The organism is Corynebacterium nasorum, assembly GCF_030229765.1.
Taxonomy (GTDB): domain Bacteria; phylum Actinomycetota; class Actinomycetes; order Mycobacteriales; family Mycobacteriaceae; genus Corynebacterium; species Corynebacterium kefirresidentii.
The window spans coordinates 53,754-75,765 of sequence record NZ_JASPGY010000002.1 but is presented as its reverse complement, the minus strand read 5'-3'; the positions used below and the strand labels follow the sequence as shown (position 1 = coordinate 75,765).

At 62.6% G+C, this 22,012-nt stretch carries 21 protein-coding genes; 10 read left to right on the top strand and 11 right to left on the bottom strand.

Translation table 11 applies throughout. The features are described from left to right. Positions 1-21: 21 nt before the first annotated feature. On the bottom strand, positions 22-1,458 hold the full coding sequence (locus QP904_RS02305; RefSeq protein WP_200288638.1) for a GuaB1 family IMP dehydrogenase-related protein: 1,437 nt from the start codon (positions 1,456-1,458) through the stop codon (positions 22-24). 111 nt (positions 1,459-1,569) lie between these two features. On the opposite strand from QP904_RS02305, the gene QP904_RS02300 reads away from it, so the two are divergent. Continuing rightward, entirely contained in the window at positions 1,570-2,991 is a 1,422-nt protein-coding gene (locus QP904_RS02300) for an MDR family MFS transporter (RefSeq protein ID WP_239208073.1), read from the top strand. Between the two features lie 66 nt (positions 2,992-3,057). On the opposite strand, the gene QP904_RS02295 is transcribed toward QP904_RS02300, so the two are convergent. Continuing rightward, positions 3,058-4,254: a serine/threonine protein kinase gene (locus QP904_RS02295; protein WP_284835455.1), complete on the bottom strand. Its 1,197-nt coding sequence runs from the start codon at positions 4,252-4,254 to the stop codon at positions 3,058-3,060. Between the two features lie 222 nt (positions 4,255-4,476). Here QP904_RS02295 and QP904_RS02290 point away from each other — a divergent pair, with 222 nt between their 5' ends. Further along, positions 4,477-7,212, top strand: coding sequence for an ATP-dependent Clp protease ATP-binding subunit (locus tag QP904_RS02290; RefSeq protein ID WP_284835454.1), 2,736 nt, complete (start codon positions 4,477-4,479; stop codon positions 7,210-7,212). Between the two features lie 82 nt (positions 7,213-7,294). Here QP904_RS02290 and QP904_RS02285 read toward each other — a convergent pair whose 3' ends face one another. Beyond that, positions 7,295-8,422 carry a lipase family protein gene (locus tag QP904_RS02285; protein WP_284835453.1) on the bottom strand — a complete coding sequence of 376 codons (1,128 nt, stop codon included), beginning with the start codon at positions 8,420-8,422 and terminating at the stop codon, positions 7,295-7,297. Positions 8,423-8,564: 142 nt separating this feature from the next. Between QP904_RS02285 and QP904_RS02280 the strand changes: the two genes are divergently transcribed. Then, the gene (locus QP904_RS02280) at positions 8,565-8,735 is read left to right on the top strand and encodes a DUF4236 domain-containing protein (protein ID WP_080970400.1); all 171 of its coding nucleotides are present in this window, start codon (positions 8,565-8,567) and stop codon (positions 8,733-8,735) included. Positions 8,736-8,791: 56 nt separating this feature from the next. Here QP904_RS02280 and QP904_RS02275 read toward each other — a convergent pair whose 3' ends face one another. Next, complete coding sequence (locus QP904_RS02275; protein WP_284835452.1) at positions 8,792-9,652, bottom strand: iron-sulfur binding domain-containing protein; 861 nt, start codon at positions 9,650-9,652, stop codon at positions 8,792-8,794. Positions 9,653-9,687: 35 nt separating this feature from the next. On the opposite strand from QP904_RS02275, the gene QP904_RS02270 reads away from it, so the two are divergent. Continuing rightward, complete coding sequence (locus QP904_RS02270; RefSeq protein WP_284835451.1) at positions 9,688-10,302, top strand: carbonic anhydrase; 615 nt, start codon at positions 9,688-9,690, stop codon at positions 10,300-10,302. 63 nt (positions 10,303-10,365) lie between these two features. Beyond that, complete coding sequence (locus QP904_RS02265) at positions 10,366-11,058, top strand: hypothetical protein (protein WP_284835450.1); 693 nt, start codon at positions 10,366-10,368, stop codon at positions 11,056-11,058. A gap of 3 nt (positions 11,059-11,061) precedes the next feature. Here QP904_RS02265 and radA read toward each other — a convergent pair whose 3' ends face one another. Both radA and QP904_RS02255 read right to left on the bottom strand, forming a co-directional pair. Continuing rightward, positions 11,062-12,423, bottom strand: coding sequence for a DNA repair protein RadA (gene radA, locus QP904_RS02260; protein ID WP_239208070.1), 1,362 nt, complete (start codon positions 12,421-12,423; stop codon positions 11,062-11,064). A gap of 73 nt (positions 12,424-12,496) precedes the next feature. Beyond that, positions 12,497-13,084: a hypothetical protein gene (locus QP904_RS02255; RefSeq protein WP_200288644.1), complete on the bottom strand. Its 588-nt coding sequence runs from the start codon at positions 13,082-13,084 to the stop codon at positions 12,497-12,499. Positions 13,085-13,275: 191 nt separating this feature from the next. Between QP904_RS02255 and QP904_RS02250 the strand changes: the two genes are divergently transcribed. Genes QP904_RS02250 through rlmB form a run of 5 tightly spaced genes read left to right on the top strand, consistent with a single transcriptional unit; the run spans position 13,276 to position 17,460 of the window. Beyond that, entirely contained in the window at positions 13,276-13,860 is a 585-nt protein-coding gene (locus tag QP904_RS02250) for a CarD family transcriptional regulator (RefSeq protein WP_005325718.1), read from the top strand. Then, on the top strand, positions 13,832-14,581 hold the full coding sequence (gene ispD / locus QP904_RS02245) for a 2-C-methyl-D-erythritol 4-phosphate cytidylyltransferase (protein WP_284835449.1): 750 nt from the start codon (positions 13,832-13,834) through the stop codon (positions 14,579-14,581). The genes QP904_RS02250 and ispD overlap by 29 nt, the downstream gene beginning before the upstream one ends. Beyond that, positions 14,574-15,056, top strand: coding sequence for a 2-C-methyl-D-erythritol 2,4-cyclodiphosphate synthase (gene ispF, locus QP904_RS02240; protein WP_086588190.1), 483 nt, complete (start codon positions 14,574-14,576; stop codon positions 15,054-15,056). The genes ispD and ispF overlap by 8 nt, the downstream gene beginning before the upstream one ends. A 44-nt stretch (positions 15,057-15,100) precedes the next feature. Further along, on the top strand, positions 15,101-16,489 hold the full coding sequence (gene cysS / locus QP904_RS02235) for a cysteine--tRNA ligase (protein ID WP_284835448.1): 1,389 nt from the start codon (positions 15,101-15,103) through the stop codon (positions 16,487-16,489). A 23-nt stretch (positions 16,490-16,512) separates the two neighbouring features. Beyond that, positions 16,513-17,460 carry a 23S rRNA (guanosine(2251)-2'-O)-methyltransferase RlmB gene (gene rlmB / locus QP904_RS02230; protein WP_023019902.1) on the top strand — a complete coding sequence of 316 codons (948 nt, stop codon included), beginning with the start codon at positions 16,513-16,515 and terminating at the stop codon, positions 17,458-17,460. A 16-nt stretch (positions 17,461-17,476) separates the two neighbouring features. On the opposite strand, the gene QP904_RS02225 is transcribed toward rlmB, so the two are convergent. The 5 genes from QP904_RS02225 to QP904_RS02205 all read right to left on the bottom strand — a co-directional run bounded on the left by QP904_RS02225 (position 17,477) and on the right by QP904_RS02205 (position 21,961). Then, positions 17,477-18,487, bottom strand: coding sequence for an HNH endonuclease signature motif containing protein (locus QP904_RS02225; RefSeq protein WP_284835447.1), 1,011 nt, complete (start codon positions 18,485-18,487; stop codon positions 17,477-17,479). Between the two features lie 64 nt (positions 18,488-18,551). Then, positions 18,552-19,388 carry a CE1 family esterase gene (locus QP904_RS02220; RefSeq protein ID WP_239208066.1) on the bottom strand — a complete coding sequence of 279 codons (837 nt, stop codon included), beginning with the start codon at positions 19,386-19,388 and terminating at the stop codon, positions 18,552-18,554. Positions 19,389-19,399: 11 nt separating this feature from the next. Beyond that, complete coding sequence (locus QP904_RS02215) at positions 19,400-20,314, bottom strand: metal ABC transporter permease (protein ID WP_200288649.1); 915 nt, start codon at positions 20,312-20,314, stop codon at positions 19,400-19,402. After that, entirely contained in the window at positions 20,292-20,993 is a 702-nt protein-coding gene (locus tag QP904_RS02210) for a metal ABC transporter ATP-binding protein (RefSeq protein ID WP_023019898.1), read from the bottom strand. Before QP904_RS02210 ends, QP904_RS02215 begins: the two co-directional genes overlap by 23 nt. After that, entirely contained in the window at positions 20,993-21,961 is a 969-nt protein-coding gene (locus QP904_RS02205) for a metal ABC transporter solute-binding protein, Zn/Mn family (RefSeq protein ID WP_200288650.1), read from the bottom strand. The genes QP904_RS02210 and QP904_RS02205 overlap by 1 nt, the downstream gene beginning before the upstream one ends. Positions 21,962-22,012 lie beyond the last annotated feature (51 nt).

Here is a 22,012-nt window from a genome sequence, read left to right as displayed (position 1 = left end):
GTCAACGTAGCATGCAGCCTATTAACGGTTCGTGGCGCGCGGCTGCCCCTCCGCGAACCCGGCGGCGGACTGCACGCCCACAGTGGCGCGTTCGTGGAAGCTAGCCAAGGAATTGGCGCCGGCGTAAGTGCACGAGGAACGGACGCCAGAAATGATTCGGTCCACTAGATGCTCCACGCCGCCGTGCTCGGGGTCGAGGTAGATACGAGAGGTAGAAATCCCCTCTTCAAACATCTCGCGGCGGGCGCGCTCGAAGGCCTCCGTATCGGAGTTGCGGCCGCGCACTGCCCGGCGCGAAGCCATGCCAAAGGATTCCTTGTAGAAGGCGCCATCGGCGTCCTTGTGCAGGTCACCTGGGGATTCAAAGGTTCCGGCGAACCAGGAGCCGATCATGACATTGGAGGCACCGGCGGCCAGAGCAAGAGCGACATCGCGCGGGTCGCGCACGCCGCCATCGGCCCAGACGTGGGCGCCAACCTCGCGGGCTGCCGCAGCGCACTCCAGGACGGCCGAGAATTGCGGGCGGCCCACACCCGTTTGCATGCGGGTGGTGCACATCGCGCCTGGGCCCACGCCGACCTTGATGATGTCCGCGCCGGCGGCCACCAGTTCGCGCACGCCCTCCGCTGTGACGATATTGCCGGCAGCAATGGGAAGCCCCAAGTCCAGCGCTTTTACCTTGCGCAGCGCGCTGAGCATGCTGTCTTGGTGCCCGTGTGCGGTATCAATGACTAGGACGTCGGCTCCCGCCTGCGCTAGGGCACGGGCGCGGCCTTCCACATCGCCGTTGATGCCCACGGCCGCACCAATGTGTAACCGGCCCTGCTTGTCGACGCCCGGCTTATACATCTTCGCCCTCACCGCCCCCTTCCTGGTGAGGATTCCGGCCAGGGTGCCATCCGGGTTGACCACCGGTGCCAACTTCCGCGAGGTTTTGCGCAGCTTGGTGAAGGCCTCCTGTGGGTCAATGCCCACCGGCAGCGTTACCAGATCCGTGGTCATCAATTGGCCGACGGCGGTGAAATTATCCTGCCCGCGCAGATCCTTCGGTGTGATAATGCCGATGGGCATGTCCCCGTCGACCACGATGGCCGCGCCATGAGCGCGCTTGTGCAAAAGGTTGCTGGTATAGCCCACGGTATGGTGCGGCTTCACGATAATGGGGGTGTCATAGACCAAGTCAGCCGCTTTCACGGAGGCGATGGTCTCTGCGGCCGCATCCAGGGATAGGTCCTGTGGCAGGATAGCGAGCCCGCCGCGGCGCGCGATGGTCTCGGCCATGCGGCGACCGGCCACGGCGGTCATATTGGCCACGATGAGCGGGATGGTATTGCCAGTGCCGTCCTCAGTGGTGAGATCCACCGACTGGCGCGAGCCCACCTCGGAGTGGCTGGGCACCATGAACACATCGGAATAGGTCAATTCGTACGGCGGGCGGGAATCCTGGAGAAAACGCACTGGGATGGCCTCTCTATATATTCGGGTGGCGCGGTCTGACCGCGCGGAGGAAGACATTAAAATTATACTCCCCGACTTTCCCCATATCGGCGGCCTCAGTATCCTATCTGGGTGTCTCAGAAACCAGATCCGCACATTTCCGCAGAGGTAAAAATCAACCTCACCATCCTCGTCCTTGGTGCGATGGTGATGATCCTGAACGAGACCGCCCTTTCGGTGGCATTGCCTGCCATCATGGCGGACTTTGACATCCCGGCTACCTCCGCCCAGTGGTTGCTTACCGGTTTCCTGCTCACCATGGGCGTGGTCATCCCGACCACCGGCTTTCTCATGGATAAATTCACCACCCGCCAGATCTTTCTCGCCTCCGCGGGTGTATTCCTTGCCGGTACAGTCTTTGCGGCACTCGCCCCAGCCTTCGGCATCTTGCTGGTGGGGCGCGTTTTCCAAGCGGCGGGTACTGCGTTGATGATCCCCACCTTGATGACGGTGGCGATGACCCTCGTCCCGCCGCAGCGTCGCGGCAGCGTCATGGGCATTATCTCCGTGGTCATTTCCGTGGCCCCAGCGCTCGGACCTACGGTGGGCGGTCTGGTTCTTAGCATGTTCACCTGGCACGTTATCTTCTGGACCATGGTTCCGCTGCTCGGCCTCATCGGCGTCGCCGGCTACCTCCGCCTAGTCAACGTGGGCGATAAACGCGATACCCCGCTGGATTTCCCCTCAGTTATTTTGTCCGTCCTTGCCTTTGGCGGGTTGGTATATGCCGTATCGTCCCTAGAAAATATTCTGGAGGGCGAAGGCCTCATAGACATCCTCGTCCTCGCCATAGGACTTGTGGCCTTGGCGCTTTTTACCCTCCGGCAAGTGCGCCTGGCTAAAGACAATCGCGCCCTGCTGGATATGCGACCATTTAAGGTTCCGAACTTCACCGTGGCGGTACTCGGCATGCTTTTGATGTTCGGGCTATTGCTTGGCGTGGTCAATGTCCTGCCCATCTACCTGCAGACCTCTTTGGCGGTAAGTTCCCTGGTCACCGGGCTCGTCGTCATGCCCGGCGGCTTGCTGCAAGGCGGCATCTCCCCGATGGTAGGCCGCCTCTATGATGTCCACGGGCCCCGTCCGCTGATGATTCCAGGTGCCCTTCTCCTTGCCGCGGGTACGTGGCTGATGACCCTGCTCACTGAGGACAGCGCTGTGTGGATGGTCATTGCTATGCACGTCCTATTCGCCCTCGGCATTGCGCTCATGATGACGCCACTGATGACGACGTCCCTGGCCTCCCTGCCGGATGAGCTCTACTCACACGGCTCCGCCATCCTTAATACTTTGCAGCAGCTGGCGGGCGCGGCCGGCACTGCCTTTTTGATGACGTTCCTTAGCCGTGGCACCAAGGCTGGCCTGGCACAAGGCATGAATGATGCTGCTGCCACCGCTCACGGTGCGCACTGGGCATTCCTTTTTGCAGGCGTGCTCTCGCTGGTGGTTATTGTGCTGGCCCCCTTCCTCAAGCGCGTGCCGTCGACGGAGTAGCCACTAGGACAGGCATAAGGCCCGCACACGCTATGCGCGGCGGGCCGGAAACTCTGAGAGTGCGATTTAAGAGGCGCACAGCGGCAGGTTCAGCCGCTCGTTTTCAGCCTTATCGCCCCACACGAGGAACGCGGATTGGGTGCCTTCAACGGCCATGACGTAAGTAGGAACATCCGCGGTGGTCTCATAGCTTTGGATGGTGCACTGGTCATTGGAAAGCTCCACCGGCTCGGCGTCGGGAAGCATGGCATCGCGCTCTTCTATGCTGGGGTAGTAGGTCACGATATAGCTAAACCCATCGCCCACGCAGGAAATCTTGGCCTCCTGGCCAGACTCCGGCTCACGCGAGGAACACTTTGCCCCATCGAAGCCCTCCTGGCCACTACGGGAGCTCACCAGGTTCGGGTACGCATCCGCCAGGTTTTGTTCTTTGTCATTCCAGCTGGGGTAGGACAAGAAGAACCACAGCGCCGCCGCGGCAGCAATCGCGGCCACCGCCAACACGCTAATCAACGCAATGAGACCGCCCTTGCCCTTCTTCTGCGGCGCTGGCGCCATGGGCTGTTGCCCCATGGGCTGGGCCATCGCCTGCTGCTGCGGCTGCGGCGGGGCGAATTGCTGCTGGGGGCGCGGTTCGGGGGCTTGCACGCGAGGGATCTGCGCGGTATCGAACTCTCGCTGCGGGCGCAGATGCGCCACCACATCCTTGGCGCTATCCGCCGTGCCGGTGGCCTTATAGTCCGGGCACTTGCGCGCGACGAGTTGCTCGAATGCTTCTACCGCATCGCCGTGCTCCTCACCCGACGGGCCGACCGCGGCCAGAACCGAAATCTGCCGCTGCTTGTCGACGCCTACCCGGGCCTCCCTTAGCCCATGGACCGCAAAGCCTGCCTGTTTGCGAGAGATTAAAAAGTCCACCGCACCGGCCAGGGGGCCAAAGATCTCCGCCGCGTCCGTGCGGCTGAGATTATTGGGAACTTGCGAAAGCTGGGTGCCGACAAACCCCTCGCGGACAATGAACTCTTGCCCGTCGGCGGTAGTGCCCGTGCCTACCAGCGGTGCGATAGCCGGGTGATGCAATCCATGTAGCGCGGTGGACTTTTCCACCATGCCGGTGATTCCTGGGGCGAAAATCTCCACGCTCAACGGCTGATGCGTGGCCCCGTCTTCCACGGCGAAGAGCGTGGAGGAAGGAGCTTCATCCACTACTGCCAATTCGTGCAGGTTGTGTTGGGTGGCGAAGAACTCAGGAAGTTGCGGCACGGTGGAGATTTCCTTAAACAGTGCGGAAGAGGGGCGGGGAACAATAAAACGATTCCAGATTACATGCCCGTGCCCCTGTTCGCTACCGGCGTACACCCGTGTGAGCTGCGAAGATGGGGAATTATCGCGGTATTGCGGGCATCTGGGAGTAAAACCGGAAATGATCGGCGGATTGCCGCGTTAGAGTGGGTGACACATTAGAAGCGAAAGTATAGGGGAATCATGTTCGAGAGGTTTACCGATCGTGCTCGCCGCGTCATCGTTTTGGCGCAGGAAGAAGCACGCATGCTTAACCACAATTACATCGGCACCGAGCACATCTTGCTCGGCCTTATCCATGAAGGCGAAGGCGTCGCTGCCAAGGCACTGGAATCCATGGGTATTTCCCTGGAGGATGTCCGCCGTGAGGTCGAGGAAATCATCGGCCAGGGTAGCCAGCCACACACCGGCCACATCCCCTTTACTCCACGTGCCAAAAAGGTTCTTGAGCTCTCCCTGCGTGAGGGCCTGCAGATGGGACACAAGTACATCGGTACTGAGTTCTTGCTGCTGGGTCTCATTCGCGAGGGCGATGGCGTCGCCGCGCAGGTGCTGACCAAGCTCGGCGCCGACCTGCCACGCGTGCGCCAGCAGGTTATCCAGTTGCTGTCCGGCTACGAAGGTGGACAGCAGGAGGGCGGCTCCTCCAATGGCCAAGGCTCCGGTCCAGTCGGTGCAGGTGCTGGCGCCGGCGCTCGTGGCGGCTCCGGCGGTTCCGGCGAGCGTTCCAATTCCCTGGTGCTTGATCAATTCGGCCGCAACCTCACCCAGGCTGCCAAGGACGGCAAGCTGGATCCTGTCGTTGGCCGCGAGTCCGAGGTAGAGCGCATCATGCAAGTGCTCTCTCGCCGCACGAAGAATAATCCGGTGCTCATCGGTGAGCCGGGCGTTGGTAAGACCGCCGTGGTCGAGGGCTTGGCGCTCGACATCGTCAACGGCAAGGTCCCAGAAACCCTCAAGGACAAGCAGCTCTACTCGCTTGACCTAGGCTCCCTGGTGGCCGGCTCTCGTTACCGCGGTGACTTCGAGGAACGCTTGAAGAAGGTCCTCAAGGAGATTAACCAGCGCGGCGATATCATCTTGTTCATCGATGAGATCCACACCTTGGTCGGTGCCGGTGCTGCTGAAGGTGCTATCGATGCAGCTTCCTTGCTCAAGCCAAAGCTGGCCCGTGGCGAGCTGCAGACCATCGGTGCTACCACCTTGGATGAGTACCGCAAACACATCGAAAAGGACGCCGCCCTCGAGCGCCGTTTCCAGCCAGTTAAGGTAGACGAGCCTTCCCTGGATGACACCTTCTTGATTTTGAAGGGCCTGCGCGATAAATACGAGGCTCACCACCGCGTGTCTTATACCGATGAGGCGCTGCACGCTGCAGCTTCCCTCTCGGATCGCTACATCAATGACCGCTTCTTGCCGGATAAGGCCGTTGACCTTCTCGATGAGGCTGGCGCGCGCATGCGCATCAAGCGCATGACCGCGCCAAAGGGCTTGCGCGAGGTCGATGACCGCATCGCTGAGGTCCGCAAGGAAAAGGAAGCGGCCATCGATGCCCAAGACTTCGAAAAGGCAGCTGGCCTGCGCGATAAGGAGCGCAAGCTGGGCGAGGAGCGCGCTGAGAAGGAAAAGCAGTGGCGCTCCGGCGACCTTGAGGAGATCGCCGAGGTTGGCGAGGACCAGATTGCAGAGGTGCTGGCACACTGGACCGGCATCCCTGTACTGAAGCTGACGGAGAAGGAATCCAACCGTCTGCTCAACATGGAAGAAGAGCTGCACAAGCGCATCATTGGCCAGGACGAGGCGGTCAAGTCCGTCTCCCGCGCCATCCGCCGTACCCGTGCAGGCCTCAAGGACCCGCGCCGTCCATCCGGCTCCTTCATCTTTGCTGGCCCGTCTGGTGTGGGTAAGACCGAGCTATCGAAGTCCCTGGCTAACTTCCTCTTCGGTTCGGATGATGACCTCATCCAGATCGATATGGGCGAATTCCACGACCGCTTCACCGCTTCTCGTCTTTTCGGTGCCCCTCCGGGATACGTCGGCTACGAAGAAGGTGGCCAGCTGACCGAGAAGGTTCGCCGCAAGCCGTTCTCCGTTGTGCTTTTTGATGAGATTGAGAAGGCCCACAAGGAGATCTACAACACCTTGTTGCAGGTGCTGGAAGACGGCCGGCTTACCGACGGCCAGGGTCGCGTCGTTGACTTCAAGAACACCGTTCTCATCTTCACGTCGAACTTGGGTACCCAGGACATCTCGAAGCCGGTGGGCTTGGGCTTTACTGGCTCTTCCGAAAATGATGCGGATGCCCAGTACGATCGGATGAAGCAGAAGGTCAACGACGAGCTGAAGAAGCACTTCCGCCCGGAGTTCTTGAACCGTATCGATGACATCGTTGTCTTCCACCAGCTCACCCAGGAGCAGATTGTGGAGATGGTCGAGCTGCTCATCGGCCGCGTGGCCAAGCAGCTGGAGGAGCGCGATATGGGCATCGAGCTTACGGACAAGGCCAAGAACCTCCTGGCCAAGCGTGGCTTCGACCCAGTATTGGGTGCTCGTCCGCTGCGCCGCACCATCCAGCGCGAGATTGAGGATCAGCTCTCCGAGAAGATCCTCTTCGGCGAAATCGGCGCCGGTGAGATCATCACCGTCGACGTCGAGGGCTGGGACGGCGAGTCCAAGGACAACACTGGCGCGAAGTTCACCTTCAGCCCACGCCCGAAGCCTCTGCCGGAGGACACCGAGGAGCCGCAGCTTGACGACGCCGACTCCACCGATGCCGGCGAGCCCGACACCATCACCCCGGACGTTCCGGGCGATGGCGGCTCCACCGCCGCCGGAACCGACCTAGAGTCCGGCTCCGGTTCCGACTCCGATGACGATGGCCATAACCCGCCGCCAGCAGGCGCCGGCCAGCCGATGTAGTGGCGCTATAGCGCCTTAAAGCCGCCCAGCCCTCGCTTTCCCTGCGAGAACTGGGCGGCTTTATTTGCGCCCAGGAATCTATTTATGCTGTGCAGTTAGTGGGGGCCGGTTTGCCCTCAAAGCGGTCAAAGAGATACTGCAACCCGACCGGCATCTCTAGGTACAAGGGCACGGCGTGGTCGATTCCAGTGCGTGGAATCGTTGCGGTGCCGGGTGCGGCTACGAAATCGATGGTTCCGCCCATAGAGCAGTACGCTCCAGCAGTCCTGCGTACCTGGTCATGAGAGATTAAATCATCACTAGGTGAGCTAGCCATCATTACCGGTGCATTTGGCACCGCTTTGCCCAGGTTTTGGCGCTCTAAAGTTTCCTTAACGACAGGTTTGCGTTCCACAATCCCGGACAAGGATTCCCCGGTGCGGGTAAGCATTCGGGTATTTGTAAAGCCCCACATGAGAACAGAATCGCCCGTGCAGCTGGTGGCCGCGGAACGTAAGAAGTCCTTGCCTCGTGGGTTGAGTTCCGCCAACACTGCATCGCGGAATTCTGGGCTACGCTCAGAAAAGCCATTAATGGCATAGCCCAGCACGTGGGCGATAGCTGAACCGTCAATGCTGCGCATAGTCTCCGGCAGGTCCGTTGGCGGCGCGCCAGCGTATGTGCCGGCTACGTTGAGGTCAGGAGCGTAGCGTTCGGCATACTCGGCTGCGGAGAGCGAGGCGCCGCCGCCCTGCGAATAGCCCGCAAAGCCAATAGGGGCGTCCTTCGGGGCGTGCGCGAGTTCTAGGCCGGAGCGGGCGGCGTCGAGAAGCGCGTGTGCTTCTTCAATGTGGTTTACATACGTGTGGTGTCCTGGCATGCCCAACCCAATAAGGTCGGCAACGATAACGCGTGCCCCGTGGCGCAGGGCCATCATATAAAATGAGTACTCGTAGCTGGCATTAATGGTGGGAGAGCCCACTTTGCTCAGGCCCACCGACCCCAGCTGCATGCCCGCGCGCGACGGCGCGCATTGGTCGCCCTGCCCACGCGTGCTTGGTCCGAAGACGATGGTCGGGCGCTCGCCCTTGCCACGCCACGGTGCAGTGGGCTCGTACAAGGTAGCCGAGGCTTGCACCGGCTTGCCGGCATCGGTGGTGGTGTCATATGTAAACACCTGCGCCTGGCCCGCCGATTCTGCCAGGTGCGGCGCCGGGTGAGCTGAAGTCACCGCCGCGTTGGCAGCTGGCGGCAGAAAGAGCGACCCGAGGATTAGTGAACAGACTGTGAGGAGTCTCATACAAATCTTTTCCATGACCAAAACCTACTGCGCAGTAGGAACGGTGGAAGTGGAATTGCTAAAATAAATGCTTATGGGACTTCAGTATCGTTCAAGAAAAAAGACCGGCAAGAATAGCTGGATCAACGTCTCTGGATCCGGCGCGTCGATGTCTACCAAGGTAGGGCCGGTCACCTTTAATTCCCGCGGCGGCATGTGGGTGAACCTGCCGGGCGGATTCAATTTCCGTGGCCGCTGGCGTTAACCAGATCACACGCCCTGGATCGCGACCTGCGATTATAGCTGGCCATTATTAACCCCCTAAATAGGGAGGTGGAACAGGCCAGCGTCGTTTTGCTCGGCGAGGCCGTCGGCAAGCACCGAAGCCAACGCGCGGGAGCGCTGTGCCGCATCGGGCCAGACCACGTCAATCTCGGACTGTGGTACCGGCCGCTCCGCCGCGCGCAGCACGTCCAGAATCTTGCCGCGCACCTGTCGGTCCGTGCCGACGAATTTCTGCACGCGCTTTTTCGCCTGTGCCTGCTCCTCTGCACTGGGCTGCGGCCGGCCAGCGAGCTGCCACGCACAGCTCGCGCGCAGCGGGCACTGCTCGCAGGAAGGATTCTTCGCCGTGCACACCAGCGCTCCCAATTCCATGAGCGCGGCCGAAAAACGCGGCCCATTCTCGGCCGGCAAAAGCTCTGCCACGGCCGCCAGCTCCCGCTTCGATGGCTGCGGCGCAAGGAACCGGCCCTCTTCTGCGCGGGTATACACCCGCCGCACATTGGTATCGACCACCGGTACGTTTACCCCGAAGTGAAAACAGGCCACAGCGCGCGCGGTGTAATCCCCAATGCCAGGCAGGCACAGCAATTCATCGACGTCCGCCGGTACCTCGCCCTCGCCAATAGCCGCCGCGCACTCCCACAGGCGCAGCGCGCGCCGCGGGTAGCCCAGCTTGCCCCAGGCGCGCAAGACCTCCGCTCGAGTAGCCTGGGCAAAATCTGCCGGGGTGGGCCAGCGCCGCATCCAGTCCTCCCACACCGGAGCCACGCGCGCGACTGGGGTCTGCTGGCTCATGACCTCACTGAGCAGCACACCCCACGCGCTCGTGCCAGGCCGGCGCCACGGCAGGTCTCGTTCATTGGCATCGAACCAGGAAAGAAGAGCTTGCGAATCCATCGTGGGAGATAGTCTAGGGCATTAGAATGTGGCCTATGCCTTTACGTAATATTGCCCACGAACCGCAGGCCGTATGGGAGGCCCTCAAGGCGGGAAATCAGCGTGTTTTGGACGGCGAGACCGTCGACGTGCGCGAGATTTATAACCGCGAGGGCCTAACTCACGGCCAGGACCCTCGCGTGGTGGTTATTTCCTGTTCCGACTCCCGCGCCCCTATCGAGCACGTCTTCAATATCGGTTTCGGCGATGCCTTTGTCATCCGCACTGCCGGCCACATTCTTGACGACGCCGTCCTAGCCTCCCTCGACTACGCCCTTGCTGCCCTCAAACCCAACCTGCTGGTAGTCCTCGGCCATCAATCTTGCGGCGCGGTGGGCGCGGCTACCGGTTTCGTATCCGGCGGTGAGCTGCCCACCGGCCTGCAGCGCCCCATCATCGAGAAGGTTGCCGCCTCCGCACTGGTGGCGGGCCCAAATTCCACGACTGACGACGTCGAGCGGGAGCACACCCGCCAGACCGTCGCCCAGCTGGTGGCCAGCGTGCCCAACGTCCGCCGTCTGCTCGACGAGGGTGCCCTGGGCGTTATCGGCGCGCGCTACCTGCTGGAAGATTCCAGCGTGGAAACCCTGCAGACCTTCGGGGTGGACTAGCCCGCCTGACACGCGGCGCGGGCTTAGCGCACCGGCCCGTGCCCACCGCTTAAAATTGACAGCGTGACGCAGAAAAAGCCCCTACCAGAAGAGATTTACAAGCGCCGACGAGTAGCGGCGCTCATCATCGTACTCGTGCTGGTCGTGGTGCTGATCTGGGCGGCTGTGGCTGCTTTCGGGGGCAGCAGCGATGAGCCGGCCGATACCGCCGCACCCGCGCCTACGCCGGAGCAGACCTCATCTTCTGCTGCCCCAGAAACCTCCGCAACCTCCGCGGAGACGTCGGCCGAGGGGGCGTCGGAAAGCGAGTTTGCCGAAAGCGAGCCCTCCAGCTCCGCGGCCGCGAGCTCCGAGGCAGCAAAGAAAACCTGTGACCTGGCAGACCTCCAGGTGCGCACTTCCATGTTGAACTACTCTGTGCCGGAGGGTGAACTGCCGAAGTTCTTCATGACAGTCACCAACCCCACGGCCGCAGATTGCAAGATCGACCTAGACAAGAACCTGCTGCGCTTCGAGGTCTACAAGATGGCCAATAACGAGCGCGTGTGGTCCGATACGGATTGCTATGCTTCCGTGCAGACCGGCTCGCAGACTTTCCCGGCCGGCAAGGACGTAAAATTCGAGGCCGAATGGTCCCGCCAAGCCTCCAAGCCGGGCGAATGCACCAATCGCCCAACGGCTGAACCAGGCGCCTACTTCGCCCACACCATCATCGGCGATAACTCCTCCCCGCCGCAGGACTTCACGCTGCGCTAGGCGCTAGCCCGCCACCGCAGCGATGGCCTGCCCTAGCGTCCCAGCTTGGTGGACGCGAATGCCGTCTACTGGCTCGATTTCCCCGCGTGGGACAATCGCGTTCTTATAACCCAGCCGCGCGGCCTCCATTAAGCGCCGCTCCACATTGGGCACTGGACGCAACTCGCCGGCCAGGCCCACCTCGCCAATGACAACCGTCTTGGCCGGCAGCGGTTGCTCGTGCAACGAGGACCACGTCGCCAACGCCACCGCCAAATCCGTCGCGGTTTCCGTAATGCGCATGCCGCCGACCGTGGCGACGTAGGCATCTTTATCATTGGTGCGCTGGCCGGCGCGGGCCTGGAGCACCGCGAGCACCATCGGCACGCGGTTGGAATCTAACCCGGTAACCACCCGCCGCGGGTTTTTCGCCACCGGGTCCACCGTCAGCGCCTGCACCTCCGCCAGAATCGGCCGCACCCCGTCCATCGCGACCGTCACGGCCGAGCCATCCGGCGTAGCACCGCGGTGCGAGAGGAAGAGCCCGGAGGGATCCGCTACCTCCCGAATTCCGCCGGAGGTCTGCTCGAAGCAGCCCACCTCGTCGGTGGCGCCAAAGCGATTTTTGATGCCGCGCAGCATGCGCAGGCTGGATTGGCGGTCACCCTCGAAGTTTAAGACGACGTCGACAAGGTGCTCCAGCACGCGTGGCCCGGCCACGTTGCCGTCCTTCGTGACGTGGCCGACCAGCAGCACCGGTATGCCGGTGGACTTCGCCAGCGAGGTCAGCGCGGCCGTCACCGCGCGTGATTGCGCCACGCCGCCCGATACACCTTCCACGCCCACAGCGTGCATGGTCTGTACCGAATCGACGATAATGAGGCTAGGCTGCAGCTTATCGACGTGCCCGAAGACCCCATCCAAGTTGGACTCGGCCGCCAAATACAAAGTTTCCTGCAAGGCGCCGGTGCGCTCGGCGCGGGAGCGGACCTGGCCGGCGGATTCCTCGGCCGTCGCGTAGAGCACGGTGCGGCCGAGCTGTGCCCACCGCGAGGCTACTTCCAGCAGTAGCGTGGATTTGCCCACGCCGGGCTCGCCGGCCATAAGCACCACCGAGCCCGGCACGATGCCGCTTCCCAGCACGCGATCCAACTCGCCGATACCGGTGCGCACCGTCTTTGTTGCCTGCGCCCCAATCTTGGTAATCGGCTGTGCCGGACTCGACGGGGCTACGCCCTTGCTTGCCGACGCCCCTGGCACCGCCACCACCGGTGCCTTTTCCTCCAGCGTGCCCCACGCACCGCAGTCCGGGCATCGCCCGAGCCATTTGGGCGAGACGTAGCCGCATTCGGAACAGGTATGGATGGGGCGGGTTTTCTTGGCCATGGCTTCTAGCCTAAAACACACAGACGCTCCCAGCCCGAAGCGGGCTGGGAGCGGGGCAGGAAAGTGGTATGGCTTAGTTCTCCGGAGCCTCGGAGGAGTAGCCCTCGGAGGACTCGACGTCGCGGTCGAACTCGCCGGACTGCATCTGGGTGGCAGCGATGGTGGCGTTTACGTCGATGGAGCCATTGGAGAACTCGAAGGTAACCGGGCGGTCACCGGCGTAGCCGAAGTCATCATTCTTCAACTTGGTGGCGATGTACTGGACGGTTTCGGAATCCTGCTGGGGGTTAGCTTCCAGGTTCTTCTGAGAATCAGCGATGATGGACTCATCGCGGTGCAGCGGCTGTGGCTGCTTCATCTCAACGCGCTGGCCATCGACCTTCACGGACTCCAAGGAAATGACATCGGTGTCGTAGCCCTGGTTAATGGCGCTGAACTTCAGTGCAGCAGTGCCGTCCGGCTCTACCAGGATGGTGACATCGCGAACTGCAGCCTTATTATCTTCCGTGCTTGCAGAAGCGCCATCGACCGCAGCCACTTTTTCAGCGGTCTGGGTGACATGACCCGCCGAGCAAGAAGCCAACGCCAGAGCGGAGACGGCGGTAACGGAAATAATGGCACCGCGGCGGGCGGCGGACTTCAGGGACTGCACGTTGAGCATCCTCCATCAATTGCGATCACAGGGCTTGTCAACGCTTTAGCCTAGTCCCTTTCGCGATAAAGTACACAGTTGTCCCAAATCGGGCGGGTAGACCGTGGGGGTATACGGGGGTATCCGCAGTCGGGGCGGCCGTGCGTGATAAAATAGCGGCCTTAGTCAACCGGGATAAATCGGGAACACAAGGAGTGGCAATGGAGTATAAGGTCGGCGAGGTCGTCGTCTACCCGCACCACGGTGCGGCCGTCATCGAGGATATCGAGACCCGCGAAATGGGTGGCGAGACGCTCGAATACCTGGTGCTGCACATCAACCAGTCCGACCTGGTCGTCCGCGTGCCCATCAAGAACGCCGATAACGTCGGCGTGCGCGACGTCGTGGGCAAGGAAGGCCTAGAAAAGGTCTTTTCCGTGCTGCGTGACGAGGACGTCGAAGAGGCCGGCAACTGGTCCCGCCGTTATAAGGCTAACCAGGAGCGCCTGGCTTCCGGCGATATTAATAAGGTCGCCGAGGTCGTGCGTGACCTGTGGCGCCGCGACCAGGATCGCGGCCTTTCGGCCGGCGAGAAGCGCATGCTTGGCAAGGCCCGCACCATCCTGGTAGGTGAGCTCGCACTGGCCAAGCCGGTCGATGAGAAGAAGGCCGACACCATGATGGAAGAAATCGATGCCACCATCGAGCGCCACCGCGCCGCCGGATTGGTAGATGATAAGTCCATCACCACCGATATCGACAACGACATCGATCTCGATGACCTCTCCTTCGACGACGAAGACTAAACCGCGCGTCATCGCGCTCATCGCGGCCGCAGGCCAGGGAACTCGCCTCGGCGCCGAGGTGGCCAAAGCTTATGTCGAGCTGCGCGGCCGCACCCTCCTGGAACGCTCCGTGCGAGCATTGCTGGCCTCCGGGGTAGTCGATGAAATTATCGTCCTGGTCAGCCCGGACATGGAGGCTGAGGCCGCGCGCATTATCGGCCGCATCGACGCCGTTGGTGCTACTGACGCTGCAAGCGCCGCCCCGATTCGCCTCGTTCACGGTGGCAGCGAGCGCGCCGATTCCGTGTGGGCCGGCCTGCAAGCAATCCCGGACGAGGATGCCGTGGTGCTCATCCACGATGCGGCCCGTGCGTTGACGCCGCCGGCGATGGTGCGGGGCGTCGCCAAGCGGGTGCTGGAAGGCGCTCCCGCGGCCGTGCCCGTGGTTCCGGTGGCCGATACCATCAAGGAAGTCGCGGATGAGGCCGTGTTGAGCACCCCCGATCGCTCCCGCCTGCGCGCAGTGCAAACCCCGCAGGCCTTCCGCCTGTCCGCGCTGCGCCAGGCCAACCTCGATTATTGGGCCCAGCAGCCCGAATTTACCGCCACGGATGACGCCAGCCTCATGGAATGGCACGGCGAGCGCGTGGCAACCGTGCCGGGCGATACCCTGGCTTTCAAGATCACCACGCCCATCGATCTCACCCTGGCCCACGCCCTGACCGAGGAGACCCATGACTAATCCGATTATCCCGCGCGTTGGAATCGCGACCGACGCCCACCAAATCGAGGCCGGCAAGGATTGCTGGATCGCCGGCCTGCTCTTCGAAGGCGTTGACGGGTGCGAGGGCCACTCCGATGGGGATGTTGTAGCGCACGCGCTTGTCGACGCCCTTTTATCCGCCTCCCACCTCGGTGACCTCGGCTCCTTCGTGGGCGTCGGCCGCCCCGAATACGATGGCGTTTCTGGCGCGAAGCTACTGCGCGAATGTCGGGAATTGCTCGAATCCGAGGGCTTTATCATCGGCAACGCCGCCGCCCAGCTCATCGGCCAGACCCCCAAGATGGGTCCGCGCCGCGAAGAGGCCGAGGCCGTACTGAGCGAAATCCTCGGTGCCCCCGTGTCCGTTTCTGCTACCACCACGGACCACCTGGGGTTCACCGGCCGTAAGGAGGGGCGTGCGGCGGTTGCTACGGCCGTCGTCTGGCGCGCCTAGCCCACCGCACTAACCCCGCGCACGCGTCAATTAGACTAAGTGGCGTGAGTACTTTGCGCATTTATGACACAGCCACCCGCAGCCAACGCGATTTCGAGCCGATTCGCCCCGGCCATGCCTCGATTTACCTGTGCGGCGCCACCCCGCAGGCCCAGCCGCACATCGGGCACCTGCGCTCCGGCGTCGCTTTCGACATCCTGCGCCGCTGGCTGCTCGCCCAAGGCTATGACGTAGCCTTGGTGCGCAACGTCACCGATATCGATGACAAGATCCTCACCAAGGCGGCCGAGAATAATCGCCCCTGGTGGGAGTGGGTATCCACGTATGAGCGCGAGTTCACCAAGGCCTATAACACCCTGGGCGTGCTTCCGCCTTCGGTAGAGCCGCGCGCGACCGGCTTTGTCACCCAGATGGTCGACTATATGCAGCGGCTTATCGACGCCGGCTTTGCCTACCCCGCCGAAGGCTCCGTCTACTTTGACGTTGCCGCATGGACCAAGGCCGAAGGCTCGGATTATGGTTCGCTGTCCGGCAACAAGGTAGAAGAAATGGAACAGGGTGAGGGCGAAGATTCCGCCAAGCGCGGCGCCAAAGACTTTGCCCTGTGGAAGGCCGCGAAACCGGGCGAACCCAGCTGGCCCACCCCCTGGGGCGACGGCCGACCGGGCTGGCACCTGGAGTGCTCGGCCATGTCTACCTATTACCTGGGCTCCAATTTCGATATCCACTGCGGCGGGCTGGACCTGCAGTTCCCGCACCACGAGAACGAGATTGCTCAGTCGCACGCGGCCGGCGATAAGTTTGCCAACTACTGGATGCACAACCACTGGGTGACGATGTCGGGCGAGAAGATGTCGAAATCGCTGGGCAACGTGCTCTCTATTCCGAATATGCTCGAGCTGGTGCGTCCGGTGGAGCTGCGCTACTACCTGGGCTCGGCGCATTACCGCTCCGTGCTGGAGTATTCCGAGGCCGCGCTGACCGAGGCCGCCGCAGGCTACCGCCGCATCGAGGACTTCCTCGCTCACTTCGATGACCTGGAGCTGGGCGAGTGGACGCAGGGCTTTGAAGACGCGATGAATGATGATATCGCGGTGCCCAAGGCGCTGGCGGAAATCCACACCACCGTTCGCGCCGGCAATAAGGCCCTTGCCGCCGGCGATGAGGCCGGGGCGCGCACGCTGGCCGGCCAGGTACGGGCGATGGCACACGTACTTGGCTTTGACCCGCTGGAGTGGGAAGATGGAGCGCAAGCTAGCGGGGCGGATGCCGCGTTGGATGCGCTGGTGCAGGCTGAACTGGAGCGGCGCACCCAGGCGCGTGCGGACAAGGACTTCGCTACTGCCGACGCCGTCCGTGACCGCCTCGCGGCCGCCGGCATCACCATCACCGATACCCCAGACGGCCCGACCTGGTCGCTGGCGCAGCGTTAAGCACTCCGAAAGGACAATAAACTATGGCACGTACCCACGGCCGCGGTGGCGCGGGAATCCGCAAGACCAATAAGAAGGGCGCAACCAAGGGCTCCGGCGGCCAGCGCCGCAAGGGCTTGGCCGGCAAGGGCCCGACACCCAAGGCAGAGGACCGCATTTACCACGCCAAGCACAAGGCCAAGCTGGAGCGCGACCGCCGCAACTCCGGCCGTCACCAGAAGGAGACCGCCGAGATGGTCGTGGGCCGCAACCCGGTCATCGAGTGTCTGCATGCCAAGGTTCCGGCCACCACGCTCTATATCGTGGCCGGTACCCGCAACGATAAGCGCCTGTCTGAGGCCGTGGCCATGTGCAATACCCGCAATATCCCCATCATCGAGGTGCAGCGCCACGAGATGGACCGCATGACCGGCAACGGCATGCACCAGGGCATCGGGCTGCAGATCCCGCCGTATAAATACGCCGATGTCGATGAGCTCATCTCCCGTGCGGCCGAAAGTGCCCGTCCGGGCATGTTCGTCATCTTGGATAACATCACCGACCCGCGCAACCTCGGCGCGGTGATTCGCTCTGTGGCAGCTTTTGGTGGCGACGGCGTCATCATCCCAGAGCGCCGCTCCGCATCCGTGACTGCCGTGGCGTGGCGTACCTCGGCCGGCACGGCGGCGCGCCTGCCGGTCGCCCGCGCGACGAATATCACCCGCACCGTACAGCAATTCCAAAAGAGCGGCTACCAGGTCGTCGGCCTAGATGCCGGCGGCGAGCACACGCTGGATACATATAACGGCGCGACGGACCCCGTGGTCATCGTCATCGGTTCCGAGGGCAAGGGGATTTCTCGCCTCGTGCGGGAAAACTGCGACGTCATCATGTCCATCCCTATGACGGATTGGGTCGAGTCCCTCAATGCTTCCGTCGCGGCCGGTTCTGTGCTTTCCGAATTCGCACGCCAGCGCCGCGCGGCCCAGTAGTCTCTAGCGAGAGTTTCTAGCCGCCTTCTGCCCAGGGCGGCAGCCACCTAATGGTGCCATTCACCCGGGCCAGGCGGCCGCGAACTGGCGGGCCGTTGGGGTCATCGTCGTTGACGCCGTTGTGGTACGGGCAGGCGATGGTGAGGTTTTCGGGGTTTGTCTCGCCGCCGTGGCGCCAGGCGGTGAGATGGTGGACTTGGCATTCGTCGGCGGGATAATTGCACTGGGGCCAAGGACAAGTGGGATTTTCCGCGGCCGCCATGGTGCGCTGCTTGGGTGAGGCGAGCCGCTCCGTGCGATACAGATTCACCGGGCCTTTAACGGGATGGATGAGGGTGACATAGCCATGCTCGGTAAATGCGCGGCGCACGAGGTCTGCGCCGGTCATCCGGGCGCCATTGGTGAGCTGCAGTGTCACGTCATCGCCCGCGCAGTCGACGACGCGGTCGAGCTCGTCCAAGCGCAGCACCACATTGGTGGTCACGGACGCACCGGAGGCGGCGGTCTTGCCCTGGAAAATCTTGCGCACCGAATCTAGCGGGGCATCTTTATCCAGCGCGGCATGCATATCCGCAATATCGGCGGATTTGCCGGTAATCGTCATAGTCCAGGGGCCCTCGGCGCGGCGGTAGAGCTTGACACCGGGTGTGCGCTGCGGCGGGCCTTTAATCTCGCGCACGCGTTTACGCCCCCGCTTTTCGACGTCCGAGGCATCCCCCTTCATTTCACACAACTCCCGACGCAGCGCCCAGGCCTGACGCTTATTTCTCAGCCGAGTGGCGTAGCGCTCGATGGCCAGCAGCGCGGTAAGGCTGTGCCCATTGGTGCGAGCGGCGGCGATGGATTCGCGCTGGAGGCGGCTAAACGCGGTCGGGCCGAAGTAGGTATCGGCGAGGGCGAGCAGGCGGGTGGCGGTGGTGTCGGGGCAGCCGGCCTCGATTAGCGCGCGCTGAGTTAGGCCGTGGCAGTCGGCGATGATGTCCATGCCGGCGGCTAGGCCTGTCAAGAAAGTGTGCAGCGCGTTCATGGCTCCACACATTAGGTGCGGGACGCGACCAGAGGCGAGGGATAAGGCGCGCCGCTGTGGATAACTAGGACTGCGCGGTGCCGAGTCCGAAAAAGTCGCGGACCTTATCCACAGCGCGGAAGGAATCTGTATTGGGGCCTATGCGCGGGTCGGTTCTCATGCTAGAGGGAATCACGTGGCCAAGGCCCTCCATGGTCCATAGTTCGACGGGAAAATCGCCGGCGTATTCGGTGGCGGTGACATCCGGGGCGGGGTGGTAGTCGCGCGGTGGCTGGCAGCCATTGGCCAACGCAAAGTATTCCGCGGTGGCAGGCGCGGAGAGCACGCGGCCGCGGGTGCGCTCGGCGTCCAGCCCGGCCACACCGCCTTCATAAGGCGCATATGGGTCCGCGGTGCCGTGGAAAAACAGCAGCGGCGTGGGCCGGTAGCCATCCGGGTTGCTGGGCGCGTGGTTATCGCCCTCGCCCAAGGTGGAGGCGAAGATGCAGGCGCGGGTGAGGGTAAAGGGAGCGTCGAAAAGCAGGCGGAGCACCATCTGACCGCCATTGGAATAGCCGCAAGCAAAGGTGCGCGCGGTGCCGAACTCGCGCTGCATAGCTTCAACGAGATACGTGGCGAAGGCGATGTCATCAACGTTCTCCGTGCGGGCGGTGACCGGTAGGATGCTGCGGCAATCATTGAAATGGCGATCCACGCCGTCGGGGTAGACGAGGATGGTGTTGGTGGCATCGGCAAGCTCGTCGAAGGTGCCATTGGTAAAGCGGCGCATCACGTTGCCGGATTGCAACGAGCCGTGGAAGAAGAGCAGCAGGTCCGGATGCGGGCCGGGATTATCCGGCGTGATGACGAGGAAGCGGCGGGTGCGGCAATCCACATCCGCGGTGCGGCGGTGTACGTGCATAGCCGCCCAGTTTAGTCGGCGTGGTGCTCCTCGGCCGTGGTGTGGCAGTCGGCGTGGAAGCGTTTGGCAGCGACCTCGTCGCGCACTGCGCTTTTATTGCGCCGCCAGCCGATGAGCCGGCACACCAGATAGATGACAAAGGAAATGGTGGTGACGAAGACCGAGACCGGAAGACCAGGCGCGAGCGATAAGATGAAGCCGCCTACGGCCGACACCTCGGCGAAAATGGTGGCCCACATGACCGCGCGCAGGGGCGAGGAAGTAATCTGCACGGCCGCTGCGCCGGGGGTGATAAGCAGCGCCATGACGAGCAGTGAACCAACGATTTGTACCGACTGCGCGGCCGCTAGGCCCACGAGTACGGCGAAGGCGACCGAGATGAAGCGGGTCGGCACGCCGGCCGCCTGGGCCATAACTGGGTCGGCCGAAGCGAAGAGCATGGGGCGCCACAGGATGGCTACGGCGGCGAGGATAACCACGGTGGTTGCGGCCAAAAGCCATACCGAGGCCGAGGATACGCCGACGATCTGGCCGGTCAGCAGCGTCATCGCGGTATTCGCGTTGCCCGGATAGAGGTGCAGAAATAGCACCGACAGTCCTAGGCCAAAGCTCATGACCACGCCGATGGCGCTGTCTTGCTGGCCCTTAAAGCCCAGTACGGCGAGGATGATGGCGGCCACGATGGCCCCGGCGACCGCGCCAAAGCCTAAGTTGAGACCGAAAAGTAGTGCGGCGGAGGCACCCATGAGCGCGAGCTCGGAAGTCGCGTGGACGGAAAAGGACATCTGGCGCAGCACGATGAGCGAGGTCATCACGCCAGAAAGAATGCCCAGCAGCGCGGAGGCGATGAGCGAGGACTGTACAAAATCAACGCTCAGCAGGTACTGGGTGTCTTCTATGAAGCTAGACAACGATAAGCCTCCCATCGACGTTTAAGACGTTGACTTTGGAACCGTAGAGCTCGGAAAGGACATCGGAGCGCATGACCTCATCTACCGCGCCGAAGGTATGACCGCCGGGAGCAAGGTAGAGCACCTTATCGGTCACTCCGAGTACCGGATTGATGCCATGGGTGACAAAGATGATGGAGGTGCCGCGCTCGCGGCGTAGCGCATCTAGCTTCTCCACGGTGTCTTGCTGGCGCGCCGGGTCGAGCGAGAGCAGCGGCTCATCGGCAAGGATGAGCTCTGGGTCATTGGCCAGCGCTTGGGCCTGGCGGATAAGTTGCTGCTGGCCGCCGGATAGCTGTCCTACGCGGCGGTCGCGCAGGCCGGTGGCACCTACCTCGGCGAGGAGCTCGTCGACGCGGTGGCGGGGAGGGCGGCGGCGTCGGAAAGCGCCGTGCGCAAGGGAGAGCGATACTAAGTCGCGGGCGCGCAGGGGCAGGTCGGCCGGGAACATGCGCTGCTGCGGGATGAATCCGACGCGGCAGTCTACGTCGACGCTGCCGGCCGTGAGTTTGCGGGTGCCCAAGATAGTGCCGAGCAGGGTGGATTTGCCCACGCCATTGGGGCCCAAAACGGCGATAAACTCGCCGCGGTCAACGGCGAGGTTAAGGCTGGACCACAGCGGGGCAACCGCTGCGTCATGAAATTGGATGAGCACTAGAGCTTCCCCAGGGAGTCGGTGACCTCGTCATAGTAGGTCCAGAACTCCTTGCCATCCGGCGGGGTCTCGCCGATTTCGACGATATTGACATCCGCATCCTCCGCGGCGGACTTGATACGGCCGGCGGTATCGGTTTCGGTCTGCGGGTTAAAGATGAGAAGGTCCACCTTGTGGTCCTTGATGGCCTTGGTGAAGGCGGCAAGGTCGGCCGCGGTGGGCTCGCCCTCAGAAATGGTGGCCTTGCGGTAGCCCTCTGGGGTGACGTCCTTGCCGGAGGTGTACTTCATGATGTAGTCCGCAATCGGCTCGGTCTGGGCGTAGGAGAGATCGCCCGGTAGCTCCTTGAGCTTGTCGCGCAGGCGGTTGACGTGGGAGTCCACGCGCTCGGTGCTGGCGTGCGCATCGGTATTGAGCTCATTGATCTGGTCCGCGATATTACCGGCGACCTCGTCGAGCGCAGCTGGGTCGTACCAGATGTGCTCGTTGCCTTCGATATTGGTGACCTTCTTTGGGTCCTTCTTGGCGGTGGCCTTGGCGGCGTCGATGGTCATGACATTGGGGTCATCGGCCAGCTTGCCGTGGTCGGTCAGCGGCAGGGCGGAGATGATGTTGTCTTGCTCGGAGACGGCCTGGTAAATCCAAGAATCGTAGCCGCCGCCGTTGACTACGAGCAGGTCCGCGTCTTCGGCCTTGGCGATATCGGCCGCGGAAGGCTCGAAGTGGTGGGGGTCGACGCCATTGCCCTCCACGATGGGCTTGACCTCAATGTCCACGCCGGAGGCGGTATCGGCCACGGCTTGGGCAACATCGGCCCAGATAGAAGTGGAAGCGACGATAGAGATTTTCTTCTGAGCGCCGGGCTCGGCGGCCGAGTCTTGAGAGTCAGAGGAGGAGCAAGCGGTGGCGGTGAGGAGGAGGCCGCCGGCCGCGAGGAGGGCGGCGGTTGCGCGAAGTGAGTTATGCATAGCTCCCAGTGTGCTGTTGATGGTAATTGTTGTCAATTGAATATGTATTGA

What these genes read in the sequence shown, in the direction of transcription:
- QP904_RS02215 (WP_200288649.1), bottom strand. Translation starts at nt 20,314, where the DNA reads ATGGGAGGCTTATCGTTGTCTAGCTTCATAGAAGACACCCAGTACCTG.
- QP904_RS02250 (WP_005325718.1), top strand. Translation starts at nt 13,276, where the DNA reads ATGGAGTATAAGGTCGGCGAGGTCGTCGTCTACCCGCACCACGGTGCG.
- QP904_RS02280 (WP_080970400.1), top strand. Translation starts at nt 8,565, where the DNA reads ATGGGACTTCAGTATCGTTCAAGAAAAAAGACCGGCAAGAATAGCTGG.
- ispF (WP_086588190.1), top strand. Translation starts at nt 14,574, where the DNA reads ATGACTAATCCGATTATCCCGCGCGTTGGAATCGCGACCGACGCCCAC.
- QP904_RS02270 (WP_284835451.1), top strand. Translation starts at nt 9,688, where the DNA reads ATGCCTTTACGTAATATTGCCCACGAACCGCAGGCCGTATGGGAGGCC.
- ispD (WP_284835449.1), top strand. Translation starts at nt 13,832, where the DNA reads ATGACCTCTCCTTCGACGACGAAGACTAAACCGCGCGTCATCGCGCTC.
- QP904_RS02225 (WP_284835447.1), bottom strand. Translation starts at nt 18,487, where the DNA reads ATGAACGCGCTGCACACTTTCTTGACAGGCCTAGCCGCCGGCATGGAC.
- QP904_RS02275 (WP_284835452.1), bottom strand. Translation starts at nt 9,652, where the DNA reads ATGGATTCGCAAGCTCTTCTTTCCTGGTTCGATGCCAATGAACGAGAC.
- QP904_RS02255 (WP_200288644.1), bottom strand. Translation starts at nt 13,084, where the DNA reads ATGCTCAACGTGCAGTCCCTGAAGTCCGCCGCCCGCCGCGGTGCCATT.
- QP904_RS02290 (WP_284835454.1), top strand. Translation starts at nt 4,477, where the DNA reads ATGTTCGAGAGGTTTACCGATCGTGCTCGCCGCGTCATCGTTTTGGCG.
- QP904_RS02220 (WP_239208066.1), bottom strand. Translation starts at nt 19,388, where the DNA reads ATGCACGTACACCGCCGCACCGCGGATGTGGATTGCCGCACCCGCCGC.
- radA (WP_239208070.1), bottom strand. Translation starts at nt 12,423, where the DNA reads ATGGCCAAGAAAACCCGCCCCATCCATACCTGTTCCGAATGCGGCTAC.
- rlmB (WP_023019902.1), top strand. Translation starts at nt 16,513, where the DNA reads ATGGCACGTACCCACGGCCGCGGTGGCGCGGGAATCCGCAAGACCAAT.
- QP904_RS02205 (WP_200288650.1), bottom strand. Translation starts at nt 21,961, where the DNA reads ATGCATAACTCACTTCGCGCAACCGCCGCCCTCCTCGCGGCCGGCGGC.